We start from the raw sequence: 17,151 nt of genomic DNA, 5'->3' as shown, positions 1-17,151 counted from the left end.
AAAGCTCGTCGAAAACGGACGGGCTTTTCTTCGTTTTGTCTTATCGTAGAGCTGTGTGATTGAATAAGGAGGGTGCGAAGACGGCATGTCTGAACATTATTACTCGGTTGACCCGAAAGTGAAAAGCGATCCGAAAGAATGGACCGCTGAAATACGTGGCATTCGATTGAAATTCAGGACAGATGCAGGCGTATTCAGTAAAGGGGATGTCGATTTCGGTTCGAGACTATTAGCGGAGGCCTTCGAATTGGCTGAAGCGGAGGGCGATCTTCTGGATGTTGGGTGTGGCTACGGGCCGATTGGCTTGTCGCTTGCTGCTTCATTTCCTAAACGGACAATTCAGATGGTCGATGTGAATGAACGTGCACTTGCCTTGGCGAAACATAACGCACAGCAGAATGGGATAAACAATGTGAAGATCTATTCGAGCGATGCACTGGATTCCGTAATAGTGGAAGGGTTTGCGGCGATTTTGACGAACCCGCCAATCCGGGCTGGGAAAGAAACGGTATTCAAGATTTACGGAGAGGCTTACTCAAAACTTGGAGCCGGCGGTGAACTTTGGGTTGTCATTCAGAAAAAGCAGGGAGCCCCTTCGACGATGGCCCGTTTAGAGGAGCTGTTCGGCAACGTGGAGACGGTCGTGAAGAGGAAAGGGTACTTCATTTTAAAGGCAATAAAGTCTTGACTTGCGCTCTTATTTGCTCTATAATTGTTAAATGCAGAAATTATTATATTGCGGTCGTATGCCCTTTTGCATGAAATTTGGAAATGAAAGGCATACTGACGATAGATAACGGATTGTCAAACCGAAAATGAGCTCTTGCCGGAACTCGTTTTCTTTTTGTTTTTTCGATATCATACAACATTTTTATGATTTCGCAAAGGACTAATATATGTTTTGAGGGGTGAAAGAGTTGACAGGTCATTTAGTTCAGTATGGTCAACACCGTCAGCGCAGAAGTTTCGCACGGATCAGCGAAGTGCTCGATCTGCCGAATCTGATTGAAATCCAGACGGCATCTTATGAGTGGTTCTTGGAAGAAGGATTGCGGGAGATGTTCCACGATATTTCTCCGATTCAGGATTTCACTGGAAACCTTTCGTTGGAATTCATCGATTACCAATTGGGCGAGCCCAAATATCCGGTCGATGAATCAAAAGAGCGTGACGTCACATATGCGGCACCATTGCGTGTGAAAGTACGCTTGCATAACAAAGAGACGGAAGAAGTGAAAGAGCAAGACGTCTTCATGGGGGATTTCCCTCTCATGACAGAAAACGGGACATTTATCATCAATGGTGCGGAACGGGTTATCGTTTCCCAGCTCGTCCGTTCTCCGAGTGTCTATTTCAACGATAAGACAGACAAGAACGGGAAACGCGGCTTTGGAGCAACAGTCATCCCGAACCGCGGTGCATGGCTCGAGTATGAAACAGATGCCAAGGATGTCGTCCATGTGCGGATTGACCGTACGCGGAAACTTCCAGTCACCGTCCTGCTTCGTGCTCTCGGGTTTTCTTCCGATCAGGAGATCCTCGAGTTGATTGGGGATAATGAATACCTCCGCAATTCGCTCGAAAAGGATAATACCGAAGGGTCTGAAAAAGCCTTGCTCGAGATTTACGAGAGGCTGCGTCCGGGTGAACCACCTACGCTGGACAGCGCGAAAAACCTCCTGTTCTCCCGTTTCTTCGATCCGAAACGCTATGATCTGGCCAATGTCGGCCGTTATAAAATGAATAAAAAGCTTCACTTGCAAAATCGCTTGTTCAATCAAACCATCGCCGAAACGCTAGTGGATCCTGAAACAGGGGAAATCCTTGTCGAAAAGGACACGCTTCTCGACCGGCGTACGCTCGATCGCCTGATCCCTTATTTGGAAAAAGGCATCGGTACGGAAGAATTGACACATGCAGGCGGCATCCTAGACGAACCGATCGTCATCCAGACGGTGAAAATCTATGCGCCGAAAAGTGAAGAGAAACAAGTGATCAATGTCATTTCAAATGCAAATGTGGACGAATCGGTCAAGCATGTCACACCTGCGGACATCGTGGCGTCCATCAGCTATTTCTTCAACCTCCTTCACGGAGTGGGGAACACAGATGACATTGACCATCTTGGGAACCGTCGTCTCCGTTCGGTGGGCGAGCTCTTGCAAAACCAATTCCGGATCGGTCTTTCCCGAATGGAACGGGTTGTCAAAGAACGGATGTCCATCAACGACACGCAATCGATTGTGCCTCAGCAACTGATCAATATCCGGCCGGTCATCGCGTCCATCAAGGAGTTCTTCGGAAGCTCCCAACTATCGCAGTTCATGGATCAGACGAATCCGCTTGCCGAATTGACGCATAAGCGGAGACTATCCGCACTCGGACCTGGTGGTTTAACGCGGGAACGTGCAGGGATGGAAGTCCGGGACGTTCACTATTCCCACTACGGGCGGATGTGTCCGATCGAAACACCAGAGGGTCCAAACATCGGACTTATTAACTCCCTGTCGACATTCGCGAAAGTGAATAAATTCGGTTTCATCGAAACGCCGTACCGGAAAGTCGATCCGGTAACAGGGAAGGTTACTTCTCAGATTGATTATTTGACCGCGGATGTAGAAGACAACTATATCGTCGCGCAAGCGAATGCCATCCTCGATGAAGATGGGTCATTCGTCAACGATGAGATTGTCGGCCGTTTCCAAGGGGATAATACCGTATTCAAGCGCGAACAGATTGACTATATGGACGTATCACCGAAACAGGTTGTATCGGCCGCGACGGCTTGTATCCCGTTCCTCGAGAACGATGACTCGAACCGTGCCCTTATGGGAGCGAACATGCAGCGGCAAGCTGTCCCTCTTCTAAATCCGGAAGCGCCGCTCGTCGGTACAGGAATGGAGCATGTGTCCGCACGTGACTCCGGGGCAGCTGTCCTTTCGAAAGTCGACGGTATCGTAGAACATGTAGAAGCGAAGGAAATCCGTGTGCGCCGGATTGAAACGGTGGATGGAAAAGAAGTAAAGGGTGACCTCGTGACGTATCGTCTCGAAAACTTCATCCGTTCCAACCAAGGGACTTGTTACAACCAACGTCCAATCGTTAGCGTCGGCGACCGGGTCAAGCCTCTCGATATCTTGGCTGACGGACCTTCGATGGAAAAAGGGGAACTTGCGCTTGGACGCAACGTTCTGACTGCATTCATGACATGGGATGGTTTCAACTATGAGGATGCAATCATCATCAGTGAACGTCTCGTCAAGGATGATGTCTTCACTTCCGTCCATATCGAAGAGTACGAATCCGAAGCACGTGATACGAAACTAGGACCGGAAGAAATCACGCGCGACATTCCGAACGTCGGTGAGGATGCACTCCGCAACTTGGACGACCGAGGAATCATCCGTATTGGTGCAGAAGTGCGTGATGGCGATATCCTAGTCGGAAAAGTAACACCAAAAGGGGTTACAGAACTGACTGCCGAAGAACGTCTTCTTCACGCTATCTTTGGTGAAAAAGCACGTGAAGTCCGCGACACTTCGTTGCGTGTGCCGCACGGTGCCGGCGGGATTGTCCTGGATGTCAAAGTGTTCAACCGAGAAGACGGCGACGAGTTGCCGCCAGGTGTGAACCAATTGGTCCGCGCCTATATCGTCCAAAAACGGAAAATCTCCGTTGGGGATAAAATGGCCGGACGTCATGGTAACAAAGGGGTTATTTCCCGGATCTTACCTGAATCGGATATGCCGTACTTGCCAGACGGCACGCCAATCGATGTCATGCTTAACCCGCTTGGGGTTCCATCGCGGATGAACATCGGGCAAGTATTGGAAATGCACCTTGGCATGGCGGCCCGCAACCTTGGCATCCACACTGCTTCCCCTGTATTTGACGGGGCGAATGAAGAGGATGTCTGGAATACGATGGAAGAAGCCGGCATGAACCGTGACGGTAAAACAATCCTTTATGACGGACGTTCAGGAGAAGCGTTTGATAACCGCGTTTCTGTCGGAGTCATGTACCTGATCAAACTGGCTCACATGGTCGATGATAAACTCCATGCCCGTTCCACTGGTCCTTACTCGTTGGTTACCCAGCAACCGCTCGGCGGAAAAGCGCAATTCGGTGGGCAACGTTTCGGGGAGATGGAAGTGTGGGCGTTGGAGGCGTACGGCGCCGCGTATACACTTCAGGAAATCCTGACAGTGAAATCGGACGATGTCGTCGGACGTGTGAAAACATATGAAGCAATCGTCAAAGGGGAAAGCGTTCCGCAACCGGGCGTTCCAGAATCTTTCAAAGTTCTAATCAAAGAACTTCAAAGCTTGGGCTTGGACGTCAAAATGCTATCCCTTGACCTCGAAGAGATCGAGCTTCGTGACCATGATGAAGACGATGATATGCAGCCGACTGATGCGCTGAATCTTATCAAAGAAGACCAGCCAGTCTGATTTCCGGAACGATGAAGAAGTGCTGAGAAGGGGCCCCATTGGTGCTCCTTCTCAGTATCTGCAAAAGTCCGGATTTAATGTGTACGGAAAAGTTTAGGATATATAGGATGAGCAAATGATTTGTACTCAGTGTCTCCAGTTGCTTGAAGTGGAAGGCGGCGACTCCGGCGAAGGACGTTACGAAGAACGGCCTTTGTGCCAAAAAGCGTAGCGTTTGGCAACAGGAAGATGCCTTAATTTCTGCAAAATGCGCAGAAATACGGCAAATCGAACACTACGCTGTTCGATTGGTTGAAGCCATGCCCGTGCAAAGCGTCCGCCTGCTCCTGCCGCTCCGCTTTCGTCGCAAATGACTTTGGAACGGAAAGCAACGGTTTACAGTGATGTGCATTTCATATAGCGATTGATTTGGGAAAGCCAACTGCAGTGATAAGACTAGAGGGAGGTAGGCTCCTTGATAGATGTTAATAATTTTGAGTATATGAAAATCGGCCTCGCTTCACCGGATAAGATTCGATCTTGGTCCTATGGTGAGGTGAAAAAGCCGGAAACGATCAACTATCGGACATTGAAACCTGAAAAAGACGGTCTGTTCTGTGAACGTATTTTCGGACCTACAAAAGATTGGGAATGTCATTGCGGTAAATACAAACGAGTGCGCTATAAAGGCGTAGTCTGCGATCGTTGCGGCGTAGAAGTGACTCGGCAAAAAGTCCGTCGTGAACGAATGGGGCATATCGAACTTGCTGCACCAGTAACGCATATTTGGTATTTCAAAGGGATTCCAAGCCGAATGGGCCTCATCTTGGATATGACACCACGTGCGTTGGAAGAAGTCATTTATTTCGCCTCGTACGTCGTGGTGGACCCGGCGGATACGCCGCTTGAAAGAAAGCAATTGCTTTCTGAAAAGGAATATCGCGTGTACCGGGAAAAATACGGTAATAAATTCCAAGCGTTAATGGGTGCGGAGGCGATTGAACGTCTTCTGATGGCCATTGATTTGGAAAAAGAGATGGAAACACTTAAAGAGGAACTGAAGACTGTCCAAGGACAACGCCGTACGCGTGCAATTCGTCGCCTGGAAGTCGTCGAGTCGTTCCGAAATTCCGGCAATAAACCGGAGTGGATGGTTCTTGAAGTGCTACCGGTCATTCCTCCTGAATTGCGTCCAATGGTTCAACTTGATGGGGGACGATTTGCGACGTCCGACTTAAACGATTTGTACCGTCGTGTCATCAACCGGAACAACCGTCTAAAACGCCTGCTTGACCTCGGTGCGCCTGGCATCATCGTCCAGAACGAAAAACGGATGCTGCAGGAAGCTGTCGATGCCCTCGTCGACAATGGCCGTCGCGGCCGCCCGGTCACTGGACCAGGAAACCGCCCATTGAAATCCCTCTCTCATATGTTGAAAGGGAAACAAGGACGTTTCCGTCAGAACTTGTTAGGGAAACGGGTAGACTATTCCGGACGTTCGGTTATCGTTGTTGGACCAAACTTGAAAATGTATCAATGCGGACTGCCGAAAGAAATGGCCGTCGAGTTATTCAAACCGTTCGTCATGAAAGAACTGGTCGAGCGCGGTTTGGCGCATAATATCAAAAGTGCGAAACGGAAAATCGAGCGGCTCCATTCGGAAGTATGGGATGTCCTCGAAGACGTCATCAAGGAGCATCCGGTCTTGCTTAACCGTGCCCCGACGCTTCACCGTCTTGGAATTCAAGCGTTCGAACCGATCCTAGTGGAAGGCCGCGCCATCACACTTCACCCGCTCGTATGTACGGCATATAATGCTGACTTCGACGGTGACCAAATGGCCGTTCACGTTCCGCTATCAGCTGAAGCCCAGGCGGAAGCGAGACTACTCATGCTTGCGGCTCAGAATATCTTGAACCCGAAAGACGGAAAACCGGTTGTTACACCGTCCCAGGACATGGTATTAGGGAACTATTACCTCACATTGGAACGGGAAGGCGCAACGGGAGAAGGAGCTGTTTTCCGTGATGTGAACGAGGCGTTGATCGCCTACCAGAACGGTCATGTCCATCTTCATTCCCGGATTGCGATTCAAGCCGGTTCTTTGAAAAACCCGACGTTTACGGAAGAGCAGAATAGACAGCTTCTCCTGACGACTGTCGGAAAAATCGTCTTTAACGAAATCTTGCCGGAATCATTCCCTTATATTAATGAACCGACGGATTTCAACTTGCAAATCGAAACGCCGGAGAAATATTTCATTCCGGGAACGGTGGATCCGAAAGAGCATTTGAAAGAAATGAAAATCGTTCCGCCGTTCAAGAAGAAAATTTTGGGGAATATTATCGCGGAAATCTTCAAACGTTTCCACATTACAGAAACGTCCCGGATGTTGGACCGGATGAAAGACCTCGGTTTCAAATATTCCACACGGGCTGGTATTACAATCGGTATTTCCGATATCGTCGTATTGCCGAACAAGGACGAAATCTTACAGGAAGCGCAAGATAAAGTAGATAAAGTCATGCAGCAATTCCGCCGTGGTTTGATCACGGAAGAAGAACGGTATGACCGTGTCATTTCGTATTGGAGCCATGCTAAGGATGTCATTCAGGATAAGCTGATGGACTCCCTGGAACATACGAACCCGATTTACATGATGAGTGACTCCGGTGCCCGGGGTAACGCATCCAACTTTACACAGCTCGCGGGAATGCGTGGTCTGATGGCCAACCCGGCTGGGCGGATCATCGAACTTCCGATTAAATCCTCGTTCCGTGAAGGGCTGACGGTACTCGAGTACTTCATCTCCACGCACGGTGCGCGGAAAGGTCTGGCGGATACGGCGTTGAAAACTGCCGACTCCGGTTACTTGACTCGTCGACTTGTTGACGTGGCGCAAGACGTCATCGTCCGTGAAGACGATTGTGGCACGGATCGCGGATTGGAAGTCAAAGCGTTGACAGAAGGTACGGAAATCATCGAAAGCCTCGATGAACGTATCGAAGGCCGCCATGCGAAGAAAACGATCTACCATCCTGAAACGAATGAAGTGATCTTGCAGAAAGATGCGTTGATCACTGCAGATACCGCCCGTATCATCATGGAAGCGGGCATCGAAGAGGTATCGATCCGTTCTGCATTCACTTGTAACACAAAACACGGCGTATGTAAGAAATGTTACGGTATCAACCTTGCGACAGGCGAAAAGGTCGAAGTCGGCGAAGCGGTCGGAATCATTGCGGCTCAATCGATCGGTGAACCGGGAACACAGCTTACGATGCGTACGTTCCATACAGGTGGGGTTGCAGGGGACGATATCACACAAGGTCTTCCGCGTATCCAAGAGATTTTCGAAGCGCGGAATCCGAAAGGGCAAGCGGTTATTTCGGAAATCAAAGGGGAAATCGTCGACATCGATGAAATTCGGGAAGGCCAGAAAGAAATCACGATTCAAGGCGAAGTGGAAACGCGCAAATACTTGGCTCCATATAATGCCCGTCTGAAAGTGGAAATCGGCGATACGATTGACCGAGGCGAAGTTATTACGGAAGGTTCGATCGATCCGAAAGAATTGATTGTCGTAAAAGATGTTGCAACGGTTCAGGAGTATCTGCTGAAAGAAGTTCAGAAAGTATATCGTATGCAAGGGGTTGAAATCGGCGATAAGCACGTCGAGGTCATGGTCCGTCAAATGCTGCGGAAAGTCCGCGTCATCGAAGCGGGAGACACCGATCTGCTTCCAGGATCCTTGCTCGATATCCATCAATTCGCTGAAGCAAATGCAGAGGTATTGCAAGTTGGCAAAGTGCCAGCTACATGCCGACCTGTCATTCTCGGGATTACAAAAGCCTCGCTCGAGACGGAATCCTTCCTATCGGCGGCGTCTTTCCAAGAGACGACGCGTGTCTTGACAGATGCGGCGATCAAAGGGAAAACCGATGAATTGCTCGGCCTGAAAGAGAATGTCATCATCGGGAAACTGGTGCCGGCTGGAACAGGAATGCAGCGTTATCGCCATATTGAAATGGTGCATGACGAAGAGGATAGCATGTCCGAAAAAGTTGCAGCGGAATAAAGGCAAATCCGGAAAACGGGGGGCATAAAAAAATCCCCCCGTCTTTTCCATTATGTGTTGACAGTTTTATCTTCAGGTGATAATATACAAAAGGTTGATAGTTAAATGTCTGCGCTTTGGAGGATATGCTCATGTCTTATGAAAAAGTCGAACAGGCAAAAAAGACGATCATCGGTACAAAGCAGACAGTGAAAGCAATACGCGCCGGCAACGTGATTGAGGTCATCATTGCAAAGGATGCCGAAGGGCGAGTCGTCACTCCGGTATTGGAAGCAGCGGAATCTCACGGCGTACCTGTCAACTACGTAGAGTCGAGGGAAAAGCTCGGAAATGCGTGTGGCATACAAGTCGGAGCAGCAGTAGTTGCAATCACTGGATAATGGTTTTTGTGTGAATTAACACAAAGACTTTGTTTTTACCCAAAAAATGAACCACCTGGATGTGTGGTATTACTAAACCATGTTCGAAAGGAGGAAAAACCGATGCCTACAATTAACCAATTGGTCCGCAAACCACGTAAATCGAAAGTGGCAGGATCTAAATCACCAGCGCTCGGAAAAACTTACAACAGCTTCAAAAAGTCAATGACCAACGTAAACTCTCCACAAAAACGGGGTGTCTGCACACGTGTTGGTACAATGACACCGAAGAAACCGAACTCGGCTCTTCGTAAATATGCACGTGTACGTTTGACGAACTCGTTGGAAGTTAACGCATATATCCCGGGTGAAGGCCACAACCTGCAAGAGCACAGCGTTGTGCTAATCCGCGGCGGTCGTGTAAAAGACTTACCGGGTGTTCGTTACCACATCGTTCGTGGTGCGCTTGACACTGCTGGAGTTACAGGTCGTATGCAAAGCCGTTCTATGTACGGTGCGAAAAAACCAAAAGAAAAGAAATAATCATTCTGAACTGATCATCTCGAAAGGAGGAAAACAACATGCCTCGTAAAGGTCCTGTTGCAAAACGTGACGTACTTCCGGATCCAATTTATAATTCGAAACTCGTCTCACGTCTCATCAACAAAATGATGGTTGACGGTAAAAAAGGTACATCCCAAAAAATCCTCTATGGTGCGTTCGAACTTATCAGAGAACGTTCCGGAAAGGATCCAATCGAAGTATTCGAAGCAGCGCTTAACAATGTTATGCCTGTACTTGAGGTCCGCGCACGCCGTGTAGGTGGAGCGAACTACCAAGTTCCAGTTGAAGTCCGTCCGGATCGCCGTACGACTCTCGGCCTTCGTTACCTTGTGAACTATTCCCGCAGCCGCGGTGAAAAAACGATGGAAGAACGTCTTGCGAACGAAATTCTTGACGCTTCCAACAACACAGGTGCTTCCGTAAAACGTCGTGAAGAAATGCACAAAATGGCGGAAGCGAACAAAGCATTCGCTCACTACCGCTGGTAAGATCGGATGGTCTAATTTAACAGGTCTTTTCGTTAGGCGATCGAGGGTCCATCCGGATTCAGGATTGCCTGCCGAAAAGTCCGGGCAATCATCAACGGCGCTTTCAATGCGCAATTTCACATTGCCCCGTTTGAATTGGACATCCATTTTTACATTCAGCTGGCCACTAATCCAAAGGAGCGGGTGGCATCTGTTTCAGCCGCTTCTATTTGCTGAATGAAGTGAATACTCTAATCCGAATCGGAAGGAGATATACAAAATGGCTAGAGAGTTCTCCTTAGAGAATACTCGTAACATTGGTATCATGGCTCACATCGACGCCGGTAAAACGACGACGACAGAGCGGATCCTTTTTTACACTGGTAAGATCCACAAGATCGGTGAAACGCACGAAGGGGCTTCCCAAATGGACTGGATGGAGCAGGAGCAAGAACGTGGAATCACGATCACTTCCGCTGCCACTACAGCACAATGGAAAGGCCACCGTGTTAACATCATCGACACACCAGGACACGTAGACTTCACAGTCGAAGTAGAACGTTCACTTCGTGTACTTGATGGTGCAGTTACAGTTCTTGATGCTCAATCAGGTGTTGAGCCTCAAACTGAAACGGTATGGCGTCAAGCTACGACATATGGTGTTCCACGTCTTGTATTTGTCAACAAAATGGACAAAACGGGTGCGGACTTCCTATATGCAGTGAAGACACTTCATGACCGTCTTCAAGCGAATGCACATCCAATCCAATTACCGATTGGTGCGGAAGATACATTCAGCGGAATCATCGACCTTGTCGAGATGAAAGCGACAATGTACGGGAATGACCTTGGAACAGATACAACTATTGAGGAAATCCCGGAAGAGTACCGTGCGCAAGCTGAAGAATACCGCGAGAAACTAATCGAAGCAATCGTTGACTTTGATGAAGATCTCATGGAAAAATATCTCGGCGGCGAAGAACTAACAGTGGAAGAAATCAAGACTGCAATTCGTAAAGCAACACTTGCAGTTGAGTTCTATCCGGTCGTTTGTGGTACTGCCTTCAAGAACAAAGGGGTCCAACTTGTGCTTGACGCGGTTGTCGACTACCTTCCATCACCGATTGACATTCCTCCGATGAAGGGGATGAACCCTGACTCTGAAGAAGAGGAAGAACGTCATTCAGACGACAACGAGCCATTCTCTGCTCTTGCGTTCAAAGTTATGACAGACCCGTTTGTCGGGAAACTTACATTCTTCCGTATCTATTCCGGCGTACTTCAATCCGGTTCATACGTATTGAACTCGTCAAAAGGCAAACGTGAGCGTGTAGGTCGTATCCTACAAATGCACGCGAACAGCCGTGAAGAAATCTCGGAAGTGCATGCAGGTGAAATCGCTGCAGCAGTTGGTTTGAAAGACACAGGAACAGGCGACACGCTTTGTGACGACAAAGCGCCAATCATCCTGGAGTCCATGGAATTCCCCGAGCCGGTTATTTCGGTTGCGATCGAACCGAAAACAAAAGCGGACCAAGACAAAATGGGTCAAGCCCTTGCCAAGTTGCAAGAAGAAGACCCGACGTTCCGTGCACATACAGACCAAGAAACAGGCGAAGTTATCATTGCTGGTATGGGTGAACTTCACCTTGACATCATTGTTGACCGCTTGAGACGTGAATTTAAAGTGGAAGCGAACGTAGGGGCTCCACAAGTTTCCTACCGTGAAACATTCCGTCAATCTGCTGAAGTCGAAGGTAAATTCGTACGTCAGTCAGGTGGTCGTGGTCAGTTCGGTCACGTATGGATCGAATTCTCCCCGAACGAAGAAGGAAAAGGTTTCGAATTCGAAAACGCAATCGTCGGTGGGGTTGTTCCGCGTGAGTACATCCCAGCAGTTGAAGCAGGTCTACGTGACTCGCTTGACAACGGGGTTATCGCCGGCTATCCATTGATCGATATTAAAGCACGTCTATTCGATGGTTCTTACCACGATGTTGACTCCAACGAAATGGCGTTCAAAATTGCCGCTTCCATGGCATTGAAAAACGCTGTATCGAAAGTTAACCCAGTTCTTCTTGAGCCGATGATGAAAGTAGAAGTCATCATTCCGGAAGAATACATGGGCGACATCATGGGTGACATCACTTCACGCCGTGGACGCGTAGAAGGTATGGAAGCCCGCGGTAACGCACAAGTCGTACGTGCAATGGTACCACTTGCTGAAATGTTCGGTTATGCAACATCTCTTCGTTCTAACACGCAAGGCCGTGGAGTCTTCTCCATGGTATTCGATCACTACGAAGAAGTTCCGAAATCCATTTCAGAAGAAGTTATCAAGAAAAATAAAGGTCAGTAATAAGAACTCGTTCTTGTTTCCGACCATGAATCCTTGTAAGATATGGGTAGTTGGTGGAGCCCCTTGCTCCGCTGGCACCCGTAGCTATAGAAATACAAAACTTTTATATTTTAAGGAGGATTTCCAAGATGGGAAAAGAAAAATTTGACCGCTCCAAGGAGCACGCTAACGTTGGTACAATCGGTCACGTTGACCATGGTAAAACAACTCTAACTGCTGCAATCGCGACAGTTCTTTCGAAAAAAATGGGTGGAGAAGCGAAATCATACGCAGACGTTGATAACGCACCAGAAGAAAAAGAGCGTGGAATCACGATCAATACTTCACACATCGAGTACGAAACTGACAAACGTCACTACGCACACGTTGACTGCCCAGGTCACGCCGACTATGTTAAAAACATGATCACTGGCGCTGCTCAAATGGACGGCGGTATCCTAGTAGTATCTGCTGCTGATGGCCCAATGCCACAAACTCGTGAGCATATCCTTCTTTCACGTCAAGTAGGTGTTCCTTACCTAGTTGTGTTCATGAACAAATGTGACATGGTTGACGACGAAGAACTTCTTGAACTAGTTGAAATGGAAATCCGTGACCTTCTTTCTGAGTATGAGTTCCCTGGCGATGACATTCCAGTTATCAAAGGTTCTGCTCTAAAAGCTCTTGAAGGCGAAGCAGAGTGGGAAGAGAAAATCGTTGAATTGATGAACGCAGTTGACGAATACATCCCAACACCACCACGTGACACTGAAAAACCATTCATGATGCCAGTTGAGGACGTATTCTCAATCACTGGTCGTGGTACAGTAGCAACAGGCCGCGTTGAGCGTGGACAAGTTAAAGTCGGCGACGTAGTAGACATCGTCGGTATCGTGGACGAAGCAAAATCTACAACTGTTACAGGTGTAGAGATGTTCCGTAAACTTCTTGACTATGCAGAAGCTGGTGACAACATCGGTGCACTTCTTCGTGGGGTAGCACGTGATGACATCCAACGTGGACAAGTTCTAGCTAAACCAGGAACTATCGTTCCACACACTAAATTTACTTCTGAAGTATATGTTCTTTCAAAAGAAGAGGGTGGACGTCACACTCCATTCTTCTCAAACTACCGTCCACAGTTCTACTTCCGTACAACGGACGTAACTGGTGTTATCGAACTTCCAGAAGGCGTAGAAATGGTTATGCCTGGAGATAACATTGAAATGACAGTAGAATTGATCGCTCCAATCGCTCTTGAAGAAGGTACAAAATTCTCAATCCGTGAGGGTGGCCGTACTGTAGGCGCTGGCGTTGTAGCAACAATCCAAGCTTAATCATACATTCGCGCGAATGAAAACCCGCCCCCCGTGGCGGGTTTTTGATTTGCTTGGAAATAGCAGGTTGCAATAAGGAAGAAAGGGCGCCTGGTGTCTAATAGAAGGTGCTCGCAACTTGGGAATTGGGTTAATCAAATTTGGGCGCCGCACTGATGGATGTGCAAATGTTGATAACTATGATGAGGTGCTGATATTCGTATCAGGGCTGATAACATTAAAATTGCGCAAATGCTGATAACTTTTCGCTAGAGCTGATAACTATGGCGGAATGCCGATAACTTCGCGCAAGTGCTGATAACTCGGTGCCAAAGCTGATATCTTTGATAGAACGCTGATAACTTTGTACAAGCGCTAATAGATTCTACAGGATAACGAAACTATTGTGGAATTACTGATACGGTCTTTTCAGACAACGCTGTTCGCGCTCATAACCACGTATCCCGCGCTTATACCCACTTGTCCTCCCGAAAATACCCCATACAGCACCCTCTCAATCGCCACTCCACTCACTCCCCGTCTAGCAAAAATGTTCGGACTATTAGTGACAACCTTGCATTACAAGCGGGATGAGTTTATAATAATAAAGTCTTAGAAAGAATTTCGGCAAAAGGCTTGCGGGATTCTTTTTCTTTATGTATAATGTTGAATGTTGGTCTTTGACTGCGATGAAGCGGGAGGTTGCCGACACACCCGGCCGCTTTGCCATGGCATGTGTGTGGGAAATTTCCGTGGAGAATGTCTAGAAAATAGGCGAGAAGGAGGGAAAATAATGGCAAAACAAAAGATTCGTATCCGTTTGAAAGCATATGATCATGGGATTCTTGATCAATCGGCAGAAAAGATTGTAGAAACTGCAAAACGTTCGGGTGCTAGTGTGTCGGGTCCGATTCCACTACCAACTGAAAGATCGGTTTACACAATCCTTCGTGCGGTACATAAGTACAAAGATTCGCGCGAACAGTTCGAGATGCGTACACACAAACGTCTGATCGATATCGTCAAACCGACTCCACAAACAGTCGATGCGTTGATGAAACTTGATTTACCATCTGGCGTTGACATTGAAATCAAACTCTAATTGATAAAAAATATTATTCACATTAATTCAGGAGGTGTGACAAATGACCAAAGGAATCTTAGGAAGAAAAGTCGGTATGACGCAAATCTTTGCTGAAAACGGCGATCTGATCCCAGTGACTGTTATCGAAGCTGCTCCAAACGTAGTTCTTCAAAAGAAAACTGCTGAAACGGACGGTTACGAAGCAATCCAACTTGGATTTGAAGATAAACGTGAAAAGCTTGCAAACAAACCTGAAAAAGGCCACGTTGCAAAAGCTGAAACGGCACCTAAGCGCTTCATTCGCGAATTCCGCGGATTAGACGTAAATGGGTACGAAGTTGGTCAGGAAGTCAAAGTCGATACATTCGCAGAAGGCGATATCGTCGACATTACAGGAACATCAAAAGGTAAAGGATTCCAAGGTGTTATCAAACGCCACGGACAATCACGCGGACCTATGTCCCACGGTTCCCGTTACCACCGTCGTCCCGGTTCCATGGGTGCGGTTGACGGACAACGCGTATTCAAAGGGAAAAAGCTCCCTGGACGTACTGGCGGTAAAACCGTAACAATCCAAAACCTAGAAATCGCACGGGTGGATGCAGAACGCAATCTGCTACTCGTTAAAGGAAACATTCCTGGAGCACGCAAATCACTAATCCAAGTGAAAAGTGCCGTAAAAGGAAACTGATTATCAGTAAAGGAAGGAGGAAAACAGAATGCCTAAAGTATCCGTACTAAACCAGACTGGTTCTGCTGTCGGCGACATCGAACTGAACGATGCGATCTTCGGAATCGAGCCGAATGAAGCAGTCCTATTCGAAACATTGGTTCAACAACGCGCTTCTTTGCGCCAAGGGAACCATAAAGTAAAAACACGCGCGGAAGTCGCTGGCGGCGGCCGTAAACCATGGCGCCAAAAAGGGACTGGACGTGCACGTCAAGGTTCCATCCGTTCACCACAATGGCGTGGCGGTGGTATCGTATTCGGTCCAGCACCACGTAGCTACAGCTACAAATTGCCGAAAAAAGTCCGCAGATTGGCTCTTCGCTCTGCACTTTCTTCAAAAGTACGTGAAGAGAACCTAATCGTTCTTGAAGGACTTTCATTTGATGCGCCAAAAACAAAAGAATTCTTGAAAGTTCTATCCGCTCTTTCTATCGACAAAAAAGCATTGATCGTCACAGCTGATCTAGATGAAACAGTTGCACTATCTGCACGTAACATCCCTGGTGTCAGCGTCGTCACTGCAAACGGCATTAACGTTCTTGACCTTGTCGGACATGACAAACTTGTCATGACGAAAGCAGCAGTCCAAAAAGTAGAGGAGGTGCTTGGTTAATGGAAGCACGTGATGTATTAAAACGTCCGGTCATTACCGAGCGTTCTTCTGAACAAATGGAATTCAGGAAATATACATTCGAAGTCGACACTCGTGCGAATAAAACGCACATCAAACAAGCAGTCGAAGAAATCTTCGGTGTAGACGTTGAAAAAGTCAACGTTCAGAACTACAAAGGCAAGTTCAAACGTATGGGTCGTCATGCAGGTTACACAAACAAACGCCGTAAAGCGATTGTTACTCTAACTGCAGACTCGAAAGACATCGAACTTTTCGAAATCTGATTGAAATGACATTAGCTAGTCAATTATACGAAGGAGGGAACACCAATGGCGATTAAGAAATACAAACCTACCTCCAACGGACGTCGTAACATGACTTCTTCGGACTACTCCGCGATCACAACGGATAAGCCGGAAAAATCATTGCTTGCACCGATTACACGGAAAGGCGGCCGTAACAATACAGGTAGGACTACTGTTCGTCACCAAGGTGGCGGCCATAAGCGCCAATACCGGATCATCGATTTCCAACGTCGCAAAGATGGCATTCCAGGACGCGTTGCTACAATCGAATACGATCCAAACCGTTCGGCGAACATCGCTCTAATCAATTATGCAGATGGGGAGAAACGTTACATCCTCGCACCGAAAGGATTGCAAGTCGGCATGACAGTCATGTCTGGTCCGGATGCAGATATCCGCGTGGGTAACACACTTCCACTAGAAAACATTCCAATGGGTTCGACAATCCATAACATCGAGTTGAAACCAGGTAAAGGCGGACAATTGGTACGCTCTGCTGGTACTTCAGCACAATTACTCGGACGTGAAGGCAAATATGTCATCATCCGTCTACAATCTGGCGAAGTCCGGATGATCCTATCCACTTGCCGCGCTACAATCGGTCAAGTCGGAAACGAACAACATGAATTGATCAACATCGGTAAAGCAGGTCGCTCCCGCTGGTTAGGCAAACGCCCAACAGTCCGCGGATCTGTCATGAACCCGAACGATCACCCGCACGGTGGTGGGGAAGGCCGTACACCAATCGGTCGTCCGAGCCCAGTTACTCCTTGGGGTAAACCGGCACTTGGTCTTAAAACGCGTAAGAAAAACAAAAAATCCGACAAACTCATCGTTCGTCGTCGTAAAAAATAATGTGGATGCACT

Annotated in this window: 13 protein-coding genes; all 13 read left to right on the top strand. The window is 47.9% G+C overall.

Features of this window, described 5'->3' with window-relative positions; translation table 11 throughout:
* Positions 1-85: 85 nt before the first annotated feature.
* The 13 genes from MKY41_RS16890 (at position 86) to rplB (ending at position 17,139) form a co-directional block, all read left to right on the top strand.
* A complete protein-coding gene (locus tag MKY41_RS16890) occupies positions 86-688 on the top strand; it encodes a class I SAM-dependent methyltransferase (RefSeq protein WP_340746175.1) in 603 nt (200 codons plus the stop codon).
* Positions 689-908: 220 nt separating this feature from the next.
* Positions 909-4,451, top strand: a complete 3,543-nt coding sequence (gene rpoB, locus MKY41_RS16885) for a DNA-directed RNA polymerase subunit beta (protein WP_340746174.1) — start codon at positions 909-911, stop codon at positions 4,449-4,451.
* Positions 4,452-4,905: 454 nt separating this feature from the next.
* Entirely contained in the window at positions 4,906-8,508 is a 3,603-nt protein-coding gene (rpoC, locus tag MKY41_RS16880; protein ID WP_340746173.1) for a DNA-directed RNA polymerase subunit beta', read from the top strand.
* Positions 8,509-8,639: 131 nt separating this feature from the next.
* A complete protein-coding gene (locus tag MKY41_RS16875; RefSeq protein WP_340746172.1) occupies positions 8,640-8,888 on the top strand; it encodes a 50S ribosomal protein L7ae-like protein in 249 nt (82 codons plus the stop codon).
* A gap of 102 nt (positions 8,889-8,990) precedes the next feature.
* Positions 8,991-9,410 (top strand): 30S ribosomal protein S12, encoded by a 420-nt coding sequence (gene rpsL / locus MKY41_RS16870; protein WP_041072020.1) that lies wholly within the window; start codon positions 8,991-8,993, stop codon positions 9,408-9,410.
* 38 nt (positions 9,411-9,448) lie between these two features.
* Positions 9,449-9,919 carry a 30S ribosomal protein S7 gene (gene rpsG, locus MKY41_RS16865; protein ID WP_340746171.1) on the top strand — a complete coding sequence of 157 codons (471 nt, stop codon included), beginning with the start codon at positions 9,449-9,451 and terminating at the stop codon, positions 9,917-9,919.
* Between the two features lie 259 nt (positions 9,920-10,178).
* Positions 10,179-12,257: an elongation factor G gene (fusA, locus tag MKY41_RS16860; protein WP_340746170.1), complete on the top strand. Its 2,079-nt coding sequence runs from the start codon at positions 10,179-10,181 to the stop codon at positions 12,255-12,257.
* Positions 12,258-12,385: 128 nt separating this feature from the next.
* Positions 12,386-13,573, top strand: coding sequence for an elongation factor Tu (gene tuf, locus MKY41_RS16855; protein ID WP_340746169.1), 1,188 nt, complete (start codon positions 12,386-12,388; stop codon positions 13,571-13,573).
* A gap of 772 nt (positions 13,574-14,345) precedes the next feature.
* Positions 14,346-14,654: a 30S ribosomal protein S10 gene (gene rpsJ, locus MKY41_RS16850; protein WP_041072006.1), complete on the top strand. Its 309-nt coding sequence runs from the start codon at positions 14,346-14,348 to the stop codon at positions 14,652-14,654.
* 43 nt (positions 14,655-14,697) lie between these two features.
* Positions 14,698-15,327 (top strand): 50S ribosomal protein L3, encoded by a 630-nt coding sequence (gene rplC, locus MKY41_RS16845; protein WP_340746168.1) that lies wholly within the window; start codon positions 14,698-14,700, stop codon positions 15,325-15,327.
* Positions 15,328-15,355: 28 nt separating this feature from the next.
* Complete coding sequence (gene rplD / locus MKY41_RS16840) at positions 15,356-15,979, top strand: 50S ribosomal protein L4 (RefSeq protein WP_340746167.1); 624 nt, start codon at positions 15,356-15,358, stop codon at positions 15,977-15,979.
* Entirely contained in the window at positions 15,979-16,263 is a 285-nt protein-coding gene (gene rplW / locus MKY41_RS16835; RefSeq protein ID WP_340746166.1) for a 50S ribosomal protein L23, read from the top strand. The genes rplD and rplW overlap by 1 nt, the downstream gene beginning before the upstream one ends.
* A 45-nt stretch (positions 16,264-16,308) precedes the next feature.
* The gene (rplB, locus tag MKY41_RS16830; protein ID WP_340746165.1) at positions 16,309-17,139 is read left to right on the top strand and encodes a 50S ribosomal protein L2; all 831 of its coding nucleotides are present in this window, start codon (positions 16,309-16,311) and stop codon (positions 17,137-17,139) included.
* Positions 17,140-17,151 lie beyond the last annotated feature (12 nt).

Source organism: Sporosarcina sp. FSL W7-1349 (assembly GCF_038003045.1).
Taxonomy (GTDB): domain Bacteria; phylum Bacillota; class Bacilli; order Bacillales_A; family Planococcaceae; genus Sporosarcina.
The sequence above is the reverse complement of the archived record's forward strand: the minus strand, read 5'-3'. Positions and strand labels throughout refer to the sequence as shown.